The sequence below is a fragment of the Nocardia sp. NPDC020380 genome (assembly GCF_044386975.1).
GTDB lineage: Bacteria > Actinomycetota > Actinomycetes > Mycobacteriales > Mycobacteriaceae > Nocardia.
In genome coordinates, this window is record NZ_JBIRVQ010000023.1 from 68,392 (window position 1) to 79,738 (window position 11,347).

Consider the following 11,347-nt stretch of genomic DNA (forward strand, 5'->3'; position numbering starts at 1 on the left):
TGCCGAGTGTGAGGAGCAGATGTGGTGAACGGGTTTTCGGTCGAGCGGCTGAAGCGATTGAGCGGACGGCTGGAACAGGTCGTCGAGCGTGACGAGGTGGCCGGGGCAGTAGCGGCGATCTACCGGCACGGTGAGCTCGTACAGCTCGATACCGTGGGATGGCGCGACCGCGAGGCACGGCTGCCGATCGAGCAGGACAGCATCTTCCGGATCGCCTCCATGACCAAGCCCATCACCGCGGTCGCGGCACTCACGCTGGTCGAGGAGGGCGCGCTGCGGCTCTTCGATCCGGTGGACGAATGGCTGCCCGAACTGGCCGACCGCAAGGTCCTGCGCGACCCGCTCGCCACACCCGACGACGTGGTCCCCGCCGCACGCGCCATCACCCTCGAGGATCTGCTCACCTACCGGCTGGGCCTGGGCTGGGGCCGTTCCAGCCTGGCGCCGCAACTGTTCTCGCTGACCGCCGGCCCGATCGCGTCCGCGCTGGCGGTGCCGAACGCGGAACAGCTCGGGCCCGACGACTGGATGCGGCGCATCGGCGAACTACCGCTGATCGCGCAGCCCGGCGCACTGTGGCGCTACCACACCGCCTCCGACATTCTCGGCGTGCTGATCAGCCGCGTCACCGGGCAGCCGCTGGGTACCGCACTGCGCGAACGGGTGCTGGAACCGCTCGGCATGAAGGACACCGGATTCGTTGTGCCCGAGGCGGATCGGGATCGGCTCACCGTGCTGTACGGCCCCGCACCCGAATACGCCGTGATCGACCATCCGAGCAGCACCCGGTGGGCCGAGGAGCCGCTGTTCGCCTCCGGCGGCGCGGGATTGGTGTCCACCGTCGCGGACTACTCGCGCTTCGCCCGCATGCTCGCGAATCAGGGAACCCTGGACGGGGTGCGCATTCTGTCGCGTCCCACCGTGCAGGCCCTGTCGACGGATTACCTGACGCCCGAACAGCACGTCACCCCGTTCAATCCGCCACTGGGCCAGACGATCTGGGATGACGCCGGTTTCGGTTACGGCGTGCAGGTTCGTACCCGCCGCACCGGGATCGGCCCGGGCGCCGGCACCCTGTCCTGGCCCGGTGGCCTGGGCACGTCCTGGTTCGCCGATCCGCAGGAGGATCTGGTGGGCCTGCTGTTCGTGCAATCGCAGAACATCATCATCGCCGCCGAATGGCAGCACCCCCTCGGCGACGACTTCCTCACCCTCACCTACCAGGCCATCGACGACTAGTACACCGTGCCCATGGCCGCTCGCACCTCGTCGAGGGTGGTCTCGGCGATCTCGTTGGCTCGCCGATTCCCCTCGCGCAGCACCGATTTCACGATATCGGGATTCGCGGCCAGCTCGGTCCGCCGCGCGCGGTGCGGGGCGAAGAACTCGTTGACCGCATCGGTGGCGAGCTTCTTCAGTCCCGCGCCGCCACCGTCGCCGATCTGCTCGGCCAGCGTGGTCTCGTCGGTACCCAGGCACAGCGCCGCGGTGGTGAGCAGCGCCGAAACACCCGGGCGCGCATCGGGATCGAAGGTGATGCGCCGTTCGGAGTCGGTGGCCGTGCGCTTGATGAGCGCGGCGGTCTCGTCGGCGGTCATGCGCAGCTGGATGGCATTGCCGTAGCTCTTGGACATCTTGCGCCCGTCCAGCCCGGGCACGTGCGGTGTCGCCGTCAGCAGGGCCTGCGGTTCCGGGAAGACCGGCGCGTAGAGCTCGTTGAACCGGCGCGCGATGACCCGGGTCTGCTCCAGGTGCGGCAGCTGATCCTTGCCCACCGGCACCAGATTGCCCTTGCAGAACAGGATGTCGGCGGCCTGATGCACCGGGTAGGTGAGCAGCAGCCCGCTCAATGCCCGCCCGGAGGCCGCTTCCTCGGTCTTGACGGTCGGATTGCGGTGCAGTTCGGCCTCGGTCACCAGGCTCAGGAACGGCAGCATGAGCTGGTTCAGCGCGGGCACCGCGGAGTGGGTGAAGATGGTCGCGCGGCTCGGATCTATGCCCGCGGCAAGGTAATCCAGCACGGCGCTGTACACGTTCTCGCGGACCGGCCCGATGCCGTCGCGGTCGGTGATGACCTGGTAGTCGGCGAGGATGACGAACAGGTCCACGCCGAGGCGCTGCAGTCGCACCCGCTCGCTGATGGTGCCGAAGTAGTGGCCCAGATGCAGTGCGCCGGTGGGTCGTTCACCGGTGAGGACACGGAATTTCTCGGGATGTGCGGTGATGGCGGCATGCAGTTCATCGCTGCGCTCGCGGGTGGCTGAGAAGGAATCCATCGGAACAGCTCCTGATCTTGGACGAGGAGGGCTGTACGAAAACCGTTACCGCTCGGGGTGATTTCACGGGCCGCGTACAGCCCGTGAACATGGGTCAGACGGGCCGCTGCTGCAGCCGCCACCATGTCCGGGGAAGGGAAGTCACCCGCCCACGGTAGCAGCGGCCGCGGGCGAGATGTCAACCCGATAGGTCGTGTCTCACGGGTGCGCGGACACGACGCGTGGCATGGGTGCGACAGTCCCCGGGCAGGGCGCCGGGCACAGCGCCCCGGCCAGTGCGGTGTGCGGCGTGCGATGCCGCAGCGAGCCGAGCATGGCGACGGTCTCGAGCACGATCACGATCGCCCCGTACACGTACGTGGTGGCGGCCAGCCCGAACCGGCTCACGCTGAGTCCGGCGAGCACCGCCGGAATGCTCAAGGCCAGATACGACACCACATAGATGGCCGTCACCACTTCGGCGCGGGCCGCGGCGGGGGAGAGGCCGGTGAGCATGCGCAGCGCGCCCGAGAAGGACGGCCCGAAGCCGATCCCCGCCACGATGCTGGCGGCGAAGAACAGCCACACCGAATGCGTCGCCGCGCCCACCAGCGCCAGCGCCACCCCGGTGATGAGCAGTACCGGCCCGCGTTGCAGGGCTTGATCGATGGTCCAGTCGCGGGCCAGTACGGCCGTGATCGCCGAGGTGCCTTGCAGCGCAACCACCACCAGCCCGCCCGCGAGCGCGCTGGTCTGATGGAACTGCACATGCATGAGCGCCCCGCCGAGCGCCAAATACAGCCCGCCCAGCGCCCAGGTGGCGCAGATGGACGGCAACAGGGTCAGGAAGGCGGCCCGGACCGGTTGCGGCACCGACACTTTCGGCTTCAGCGATTCGAGTGCGCGCCCGTCCGGCGCCACGGTCTCCGGGATCACCAGCACGCCGATGACGATGATGATGAACGCCGCGGCCAGCAGCCAGTACACCAGCCGGGTCGGCGCGGGCGCGTAGGACACCAGCAGTCCGGAACTGATGGCGCCCACCGCCAGGCCCCCGCCGGCCGCGACATTCGTCATGAGCGCGCCGAGCCGGGATTCGGCCGGTTGTAGATCGATGAGGGTCGCGCTGATCGCGCCCGTCGCCAATCCGGTGGCGATGCCCTGCACGATGCGCGCGGTGAAAAGCCAAGCCACCGATTGCGCTTCGGCGAAGGCCAGGGTGCCCAGCAGTTCGACCAGCACCGCGGCCAGCAGCACCGGCCGGCGTCCGATGTGATCGGACAGCGAGCCCGCGAACAGCAGCGTCACCAGCAACGCGATCGCGTTGGCGGCATAGACCCCGGTCGACACCAGCGAGGAGTAGTGCCACATCTGCTGATACACCGGGTACATCGGCGAGGGGGCCGCGGACGCGAACAGCAACAGGCCCAGCGCGATCGACAGTAGCCAGAAGGCCGAGCTGTTCGACATGCGGTAGCGCGCCGGGGTTTCGACGCTCAGGGCGTCGGACGGTAGGTCCTGCATTATTCCTCGAACAGGTCTTCGGTATGTGCCTGTACGAGTGTGACCTAATCGGGCCGAGGCTGCTGGGGATCGGCGCCGGGGTGGTCCCGCGCCTGGGTGAAGGGCGCGGGACCACTGTGGCTGTCGGTACACGATCCGACCCGTCTTACGTTACACCAAATCTTTTTGTTCGGGTTGCCTAACTCAGTCGGCGCGCCGGGTCCCGACACGGCCCGGAATGTGGGATTTGCGTCACATGCATCGCAGGTCCCGGCCCGGTTTCGGGTGGCCCGTACGAGCCTGACCGGCACCCGATGTAGCGGCATTGTGCGTGCTGAAGTCGGTGTGGCCGCGGTGTTTTCGTGGTCGCGGATCGGTGCGCTTGACATTGCCCGGGGTGGGGCAGAACCTGATAGTTAGCGTAGCTAAATTGCGATGGGAGTCTCGTGACGTGCGAGCGCTACGGGCGGACGATGGTGTCAAACAAGGGAGGCTGATCATGGTGGATGACGTCCGGGGGCAGGTACGCGAGGAACGCATCGCGGCGTTGAGCGCGGATCCGCAGATCCGGGCGGCCATGCCGCTCGAAGAGATCGCGACGGCGGCCCGGCAGCCCGGACTGGGACTGGCCGAAATCGTCGAGACCGTCATGCTGGGCTACGCCGACCGGCCCGCCATCGGCCAACGCGCCACCGAACTCGTCGCCGACGAGACCGGCCGCCGCCACCGCCGGCTGCTACCCGAATACGAAACCGTCAGCTACGGCGAACTGTGGCAGCGCGCGGGCGCGCTCGCCGCGGCCTGGCATCACGACACGCACAACCCCGCCCAGGCCGGCGACTTCGTCTGCACGCTCGGATTCACCAGCTGCGATTTCACCGTCGCCGATCTGGCGGGCGTGCGGCTCGGCGCGGTGAACGTGCCCCTGCAATCGAGTGCCTCGGCGGCACAATGGAGTTCGATCCTCGGCGAGACGGGCGCGACGGTGCTCGCGGTCAGCCTCGAGTTGCTCGGTGCCGCGGTCGACGCGGTGCTCGCCTCGGCAACGCTGCGGACCGTCGTGGTGATCGACTACGAACCCGCCGACGACGATCAGCGCGAAGCCTTCGAGACGGCGAAACACGAACTGGCACAGTCCGGTAGCACCGTCACCATCGATGCATTGCAGGATGTGCTCGAGCGCGGCGCCGCACTGCCGCCCGCCCCGTCGCGCGGGCCCGGCAGCACCGAAGAGCTGGCACTGCTCATCTACACCTCCGGCAGCACCGGCACCCCCAAGGGCGCCATGTACCCCGAGCGGCTGGTGGCTGCGAAGTGGCTGGGGCCCACCGTGATTCCCGCACCGGTGATCAACTTCAGCTACATGCCCATGAGCCACGTCGCGGGCCGCATGGTGCTCGCCGGCACCTTCGCGCGCGGCGGCACCGCGTACTTCGCTGCCGCGAGCGATATGTCGACCCTGTTCGAGGATGTCGCGCTCATCCGGCCCACGGAGCTGTTCTTCGTGCCGCGCGTGTGCGACATGGTGTTCCAGCGCTACCAGGGCGAACTCGAACAGCGCCTCGCCGCGGGCGTACCCCGCGACGTGGCCGATACCGAGGTGAAAACCTCACTGCGCGAGGACTTCCTCGGCGGGCGCCTGGTGCGCGCCATGGTCGGCAGCGCGCCCATCTCCGCGGAGATGAAGACCTTCATGGAATCGATCCTCGACGAACCGCTGCACGACGGCTACGGCTCCACCGAGGCCGGTGGCGGCATCCTGATGGACAATCACATCCGGCGCCCACCGGTCCTCGACTACAAGCTCGTCGACGTCCCCGAACTCGGCTACTACGGCACCGATCAGCCGCATCCGCGCGGGGAACTGCTCATCAAGTCGACGCTCATGATCCCGGGCTACTACCGGCGGCCCGAGGTCACCGCCGAGATCTTCGACCCGGACGGCTTCTACCGCACCGGCGATATCGTGGCCGAGCTCGAACCGGACCACCTCGTCTACGTCGACCGCCGCAACAATGTGCTGAAGCTGTCGCAGGGCGAGTTCGTGGCCATCGCCAAACTCGAGGCCATGTACGCCACCAGCCCGCTGGTCGGGCAGATCTTCGTACACGGGTCCAGTGAACGCGCCTACCTGCTGGCGGTCATCGTGCCCACCGCCGAGGCCCGCGCGCTGGATCCGGCGGAACTGACTGCGGCGCTCAATGATTCGCTGCAGCGTGTCGCCAAGGACAACCAGCTCGAATCCTATGAGCTGCCGCGCGCGTTCCTGATCGAACCCGAGCCGTTCACCATCGACAACGGGCTGCTGTCCGGTATCGGAAAACTGTTGCGGCCCAAGCTGCGTGAACACTACGGTGAGCGGCTCGAACGGCTGTATGCCGAACTCGCCGAGCAGCAGGACAGTGAACTGCGGGCGCTGCGCCACGAGTCGGCCGAGCTGCCGGTGTCCGACGTGGTCATCCGGGCGGCGCAGGCGATATTGGGTTGTGCGGCAACGGATCTGCGACTGGACGCGCACTTCACCGACCTGGGCGGTGATTCGCTCTCGGCGCTGTCCTACTCGACGTTGCTGCGTGAGCTCATCGGCGTGGAGGTGCCGGTCGGTGTGATCGTCAGCGCCGCCAAAACCCTGGGTGGACTCGCGAAATACATCGAGGCGGAACGGGATTCGGACGGCAAGCGCCCTACCGTCACCTCGGTACACGGCAGCGGCGCCGAGATCCGCGCGGCCGACCTGACCCTCGGCAAGTTCATCGACGCCGCCACCCTGGCCGCGGCCCCCGCGCTGCCGCTCGCCCCGCAACCGCCGCGCACGGTCCTGCTGACCGGCGCCAACGGCTACCTCGGCCGCTTCCTGTGCCTGGAATGGCTGGAACGACTGGAGGAATCCGACGGCACCCTGATCTGCATCATCCGCGGCTCGAACGCCGAAGCCGCCCGCAAGCGCCTCGACGAGGTCTTCGACAGCGGCGACCCGGAACTGCTGCGCCACTACCGCGAACTCGCCGACCGGCGGCTACAGGTGCTGCCCGGCGACATCGGCGAACCCAATCTCGGCCTCACACCCCAGGATTGGCAGCAGCTGGCCGACACCGTGGACCTGATCGTGCACCCGGCCGCGCTGGTCAACCACGTGCTGCCCTACGACCAGCTCTTCGGCCCGAACGTGGTGGGCACCGCCGAGGTGATCCGCCTGGCCCTCACCACCCGCCGCAAGCCCGTCACCTACCTGTCCACGGTCGCGGTAGCCTCGCAGATCGACCCCGCCGTCTTCGACGAGGACGGCGATATCCGCGAGATCAGCGCCGTCCGCAGCCTCGACGACGGGTACGCCAACGGCTACGGCAACAGCAAATGGGCAGGCGAGGTCCTGCTCCGCGAAGCCCACGACCTGTGCGGCCTCCCCGTCGCGGTCTTCCGCTCCGACATGATCCTCGCGCACAGCCGCTACGCCGGCCAGTTCAACCTGCCCGACATGTTCACCCGCCTGCTGCTCAGCGTCCTGGCCACCGGCGTCGCACCGAAGTCCTTCTACCGCACCGACTCCGCCGGCAACCGCCGCCGCGCCCACTACGACGGCCTCCCCGCCGACTTCACCGCCACCGCAATCACCGTCCTCGGCACCCGCGTCACCGACGGCTACGAAACCTTCGACGTCCTCAACCCGCACGACGACGGCATCTCCCTGGACGAGTTCGTCGACTGGCTCATCGAGGCGGGCCACCCCATCGAGCGGCTGGACGACTACGCGGAATGGCTGAGCCGCTTCGAAACCGCGTTGCGTGCCCTGCCCGAACAGCAACGTCAGCACTCGGTCCTGCCCCTGCTGCACGCTTACCGTTATCCGTCCCAACCCGTGGCCGGCGCGGCCCTGCCCGCCAAGAAGTTCCACAACGCGGTCCAGGAGGCCGAGCTCGGCCCGGACGCCGACATCCCGCACCTGACAAGAGAACTCATCACCAAGTACGTCAGCGACCTGAAATTGCGCGGCCTCCTGTAATCCTCCGGCGCCCGCGAGAAGGCCCGGGCGGAGCCGGTCGAAGCACCTTGTAAGGCGTTTGAAACCGGCTCCGCTCACCATGAACCCCGTGCTCACACGAGTAGGGGGAACTACATGAAAATCGGAACCACAGCGCGGGTGCTGGTCGCGGGGGCGGCCGTGCTCGCGGCGTTCGGGGTCAGCGGCACCGCCCAGGCCGACGCGCCCGGGCAGCTGCTGCAATTCCGCTCGCCATCGGGCAATATCGCGTGTGAATTCACCACCGCGATCGGCGGCAAGCCCGGCATCGTCTGCAATATCGCCGACTACACCTACACCCCGCCGCAGCGCCCGGATTGGTGCAAGGACGGAAACTGGGGGAGTTCGTTCTTCCTGGCCGAGGGCGGCACTCCGGCCTTCGGCTGCCAGGGGCAAGGGTTCAGTTCCGACGGTCTGCCCATTCTGTATTTCAGCCACTCGACCACCTCGGGCAATATCACCTGCCTGAGCGAGGCCGAGGGCATCACCTGCACGGATACCTCGACCGGCCACTATTTCCGGGTCGCTCGCGAATCCTACGAACTACATTGATCACGGTGCCGGACGCGAAGGAAACGATCATGCCCGATATGCAACTGTCGGCCGAGGAAATCGCCGTGCACACCGTGCGGATGATCGCCGACGGCGACTACACCGATTTCGCGAAGTACATCCATCCGCAAGCGACCAACCGCGAAGCCGTGGCCGAACCACCGGCCTCCCGCGGCACCGGTCCCGCCGCGTTTCTCTCCACCGCGGAATGGCTGCGCTCGGCATATTCCGACATGCACTGGGAGGTCCACGATCTGGTGTCCGACGGTGACATCGTGGTGCTGCACACCATCATGTCCGGCCGCCAGACCGGCCCGTTCGTGGTCTACGACGCCGACGGCAAGGTCGAACAGGTCTTCCCGGCCACCGGCAAGACCTTCGCGGTCACCCAGACCCACTGGTGCCGCTTCGCCGACGGCCGCCTGATCGAGCACTGGGCCAACCGCGACGACCTCGGCCAGGCCCGCCAGCTCGGCTGGGCCCCACCGAGCCCGATCTACCTGTTCCGCATGCAAATGGCGACGCGCCGGGCCCGGCGCGCGAACCGCTGAAAACCGTTGCCGCCCTGCGGGTGTCAGCCGCCGAGTGCGCCGAGATAGGTGCGCTCGGCGGCTGTCAGTGAACGGGGTGCGTTGTCCGCCATGGCAACCAGTGTCGACGTGGCCGACAGATAGACGTGCTCGCCATCGCGCACCTCGTGCGCCAGCGTGAACGACGTATCGCCGATCCGCTCCACCACGCTGGTCACCGTCACCGGATCCGGCCCGAAGGTGAGCGGCATCCGGTACGTCAGCCGATGCCCCGCCACCACCAGATGCCACGGCTCATGCCCCGCCAGCAGATCCGCCCGCGCCTCGTCGAGGTACTGCGCGAACACCACATTGTTGAGATGCCCGAGCGCATCCATATCGGCGCGCCGCAATTGGATGTCGTAACTGTGCATCAGTACCGCATCTCCTCGAGCATCGCCCGCTCACGCTCGTTCAACTTTCGCGACCGCTGCGCCGCCGGATCGAACGCCACCATCGTGCACTCGGCCCGCGTGTACACGGCGTCCTCGTCGAGCACCTCGTGCGCCAAGCTGTACGACGAGGTCCCGACCTTCGTCACCCAGGTCTCCACCCGCACCGGCCGCGCCGCCCGATACCGCAACGGCGCCAGATAGTCGATATCCATCTGCGCCACCACACCCGACCCGAAGAACTCCCTGGTCCGGAACAGATCGATACGCGTCTCCTCCAGATACCTCAGATGAACCGAATTGTGCACATGCCCATCGGCATCCATATCGGACCACCGCAACGGGCACAAATAGACATGACGAGACACACCGCATTCCTATCAAGCCGTGCGCAGGCAACCTCGCGGCGACCCCCGCACAGCGCCTAGTTCGCCGCGGGCGCCGACGTCACCGGCGCGACCGAAGTGACCACCGGCGCCGCCGAAGTCGTCACCGGCGCCGCGACAGTGGTCGTCGGCACCGCGGAAGCCGCGACCGACGTCGTGACCGGAGCATCCGTCGTGGTCGCCGTCGGACTCACCGTCACCGTGGTGTCGGGCGCCGAGCTCGTGACCACCGGGCCCGGATCAGGATTGTCCGTCCCCGGCGGATTCCCCGGCTGCCCACCCGGATCCGCAATCGGCCCCGGATTCGCCGGATTCACCACCGGTCCACCGGGATTCGCTCCCGGCCCACCCGCCGTTCCACCAGGATTCCCCGCCGGCCCCGGCGAATTGGTCGTCGTTGCGGCCACCGTCGACGCCACCACCGAACTACTCGGCGTCCCCTTGATCGTGGTGGTAGCCGGCGACCCCGACCCCGACGAGCACCCCGTCACCAGCCCGATCACCGGCGTCATCACCAGCACCGCCACCCCGGCAAGGGCTCGTCGCCGCACACGAATCTCCCACATAAGGGGCACTCCTCCTCAATTTCCCCAACCCCGAAGCTCGAACCGCCGCCGACCGTAACCCGCCTTGACCACTCCGGAAATGCCACAACTTCTGAGGTCTCGACGCCCGCCCAGCAAATCCCGTTCGTCCCCTAGCCCCCGAATCGTCTTCTCCACCAAAGACGCCCGATGGCCGCAGGCCGAGCCCCCGTAGTCATCCCGTAAGTATTTCCCGCCTCCAAGCATGGAATCCGTCCTGCTAGCGGGTGGCCGGGACTACTATCCCCGCATGACGGTCGGCACGGACCTACCAAAACCCGAAACGCTGTTCGACCTCGACGTCTGGCTGCACAGGTGGCCGGCGAGCGTCTACGCCACCGAACTCCACTACGGAGTCCTCGTCTTCACGGGTCGCGACCAGTTCGACGACCGAGACGTAGCCATCGCCCAACGCACCTACCCCGGACGCCGCATCCTCCTCAACGACACCGGCAAACTGGAAGTCCACCCCGCCGGCGAAACCCCACCCCTCTCCATCTTCAACCCCACCCACCCCCTCCGCCCCCACTGACCCACCCACCCCACAAGCCCCCCTACCAGCCGATTTGGAGACTGAGGGGGGTACTGGGGTAATCTCGTCGAGCACGAGCGAGAGCAACTGCAACGGGCTGTGGCGCAGCTTGGTAGCGCACTTGACTGGGGGTCAAGTGGTCGCAGGTTCAAATCCTGTCAGCCCGACCAGGTCAGAGGCGGTTTCCGCCTCTGACCGGTCTTATTTTGTGGACCAGTTGTGGACCACAGCACCATCCGCAGGACCTACGGGACTGTCGGGCACAGATGTATTCAACAGGTTCGTCGCATCCATCGGCAACAGGAACTTCGGTGTGCAGTGCGCCGTTTTTCAGCCTGTTTGGGCATATCCCATATGGTGGTTGCCGGATTGGCCGGTCCCCGATGACGGGACCAAGTTTGTGCCCGATAACCGGACCGGAGACTATGCCAAGGTCCGGTAGGGCTCAACCGGGCAGGGTCCCCGGGGTTTCGGTGTGCCTCATATTCCGTTTCTCCGGGGTCCACCTTCACTCGTGCGCTCTGCACCGGCGGCGGGATCCATGGCCCCGTCGCGC

The 11,347-nt window shown here is 67.2% G+C and carries 10 protein-coding genes and 1 tRNA gene; 7 read left to right on the plus strand and 4 right to left on the minus strand.

Going from position 1 to position 11,347, the window contains the following annotated elements:
• Positions 1–24: 24 nt before the first annotated feature.
• Positions 25–1,239 (plus strand): serine hydrolase domain-containing protein, encoded by a 1,215-nt coding sequence (locus tag ACH438_RS42235; RefSeq protein WP_397016136.1) that lies wholly within the window; start codon positions 25–27, stop codon positions 1,237–1,239.
• On the opposite strand, the gene trpS is transcribed toward ACH438_RS42235, so the two are convergent.
• On the minus strand, positions 1,236–2,276 hold the full coding sequence (gene trpS / locus ACH438_RS42240; RefSeq protein WP_397016138.1) for a tryptophan--tRNA ligase: 1,041 nt from the start codon (positions 2,274–2,276) through the stop codon (positions 1,236–1,238). The two genes, ACH438_RS42235 and trpS, sit on opposite strands and share 4 nt — an antisense overlap.
• 198 nt (positions 2,277–2,474) lie before the next feature.
• Positions 2,475–3,779, minus strand: coding sequence for an MFS transporter (locus tag ACH438_RS42245; protein WP_397016141.1), 1,305 nt, complete (start codon positions 3,777–3,779; stop codon positions 2,475–2,477).
• 478 nt (positions 3,780–4,257) lie between these two features.
• Between ACH438_RS42245 and car the strand changes: the two genes are divergently transcribed.
• From car to ACH438_RS42260, 3 genes are all read left to right on the plus strand, one after another.
• On the plus strand, positions 4,258–7,758 hold the full coding sequence (car, locus tag ACH438_RS42250) for a carboxylic acid reductase (RefSeq protein ID WP_397016143.1): 3,501 nt from the start codon (positions 4,258–4,260) through the stop codon (positions 7,756–7,758).
• A gap of 114 nt (positions 7,759–7,872) precedes the next feature.
• Complete coding sequence (locus ACH438_RS42255; protein ID WP_397016145.1) at positions 7,873–8,328, plus strand: DUF6636 domain-containing protein; 456 nt, start codon at positions 7,873–7,875, stop codon at positions 8,326–8,328.
• Positions 8,329–8,357: 29 nt separating this feature from the next.
• On the plus strand, positions 8,358–8,879 hold the full coding sequence (locus ACH438_RS42260) for an ester cyclase (protein ID WP_397016147.1): 522 nt from the start codon (positions 8,358–8,360) through the stop codon (positions 8,877–8,879).
• Between the two features lie 23 nt (positions 8,880–8,902).
• Here ACH438_RS42260 and ACH438_RS42265 read toward each other — a convergent pair whose 3' ends face one another.
• Entirely contained in the window at positions 8,903–9,271 is a 369-nt protein-coding gene (locus tag ACH438_RS42265; RefSeq protein ID WP_397016149.1) for an acyl-CoA thioesterase, read from the minus strand.
• The gene (locus ACH438_RS42270; protein ID WP_397016151.1) at positions 9,271–9,657 is read right to left on the minus strand and encodes an acyl-CoA thioesterase; all 387 of its coding nucleotides are present in this window, start codon (positions 9,655–9,657) and stop codon (positions 9,271–9,273) included. The genes ACH438_RS42265 and ACH438_RS42270 overlap by 1 nt, the downstream gene beginning before the upstream one ends.
• Positions 9,658–9,753: 96 nt before the next feature.
• Here ACH438_RS42270 and ACH438_RS42275 point away from each other — a divergent pair, with 96 nt between their 5' ends.
• The 3 genes from ACH438_RS42275 to ACH438_RS42285 all read left to right on the plus strand — a co-directional run bounded on the left by ACH438_RS42275 (position 9,754) and on the right by ACH438_RS42285 (position 10,961).
• Complete coding sequence (locus tag ACH438_RS42275; RefSeq protein WP_397016153.1) at positions 9,754–10,299, plus strand: hypothetical protein; 546 nt, start codon at positions 9,754–9,756, stop codon at positions 10,297–10,299.
• A 210-nt stretch (positions 10,300–10,509) separates the two neighbouring features.
• Positions 10,510–10,791 carry a hypothetical protein gene (locus ACH438_RS42280; protein ID WP_397016155.1) on the plus strand — a complete coding sequence of 94 codons (282 nt, stop codon included), beginning with the start codon at positions 10,510–10,512 and terminating at the stop codon, positions 10,789–10,791.
• Positions 10,792–10,884: 93 nt separating this feature from the next.
• Positions 10,885–10,961: transfer RNA gene (locus tag ACH438_RS42285), tRNA-Pro, on the plus strand.
• Positions 10,962–11,347: the final 386 nt, after the last annotated feature.

Coding starts and splice junctions, on each gene's coding strand:
- trpS (WP_397016138.1), bottom strand. CDS start 2,276: ATGGATTCCTTCTCAGCCACCCGCGAGCGCAGCGATGAACTGCATGCC.
- ACH438_RS42245 (WP_397016141.1), bottom strand. CDS start 3,779: ATGCAGGACCTACCGTCCGACGCCCTGAGCGTCGAAACCCCGGCGCGC.
- car (WP_397016143.1), top strand. CDS start 4,258: ATGGTGGATGACGTCCGGGGGCAGGTACGCGAGGAACGCATCGCGGCG.
- ACH438_RS42255 (WP_397016145.1), top strand. CDS start 7,873: ATGAAAATCGGAACCACAGCGCGGGTGCTGGTCGCGGGGGCGGCCGTG.
- ACH438_RS42260 (WP_397016147.1), top strand. CDS start 8,358: ATGCCCGATATGCAACTGTCGGCCGAGGAAATCGCCGTGCACACCGTG.
- ACH438_RS42265 (WP_397016149.1), bottom strand. CDS start 9,271: ATGCACAGTTACGACATCCAATTGCGGCGCGCCGATATGGATGCGCTC.
- ACH438_RS42280 (WP_397016155.1), top strand. CDS start 10,510: ATGACGGTCGGCACGGACCTACCAAAACCCGAAACGCTGTTCGACCTC.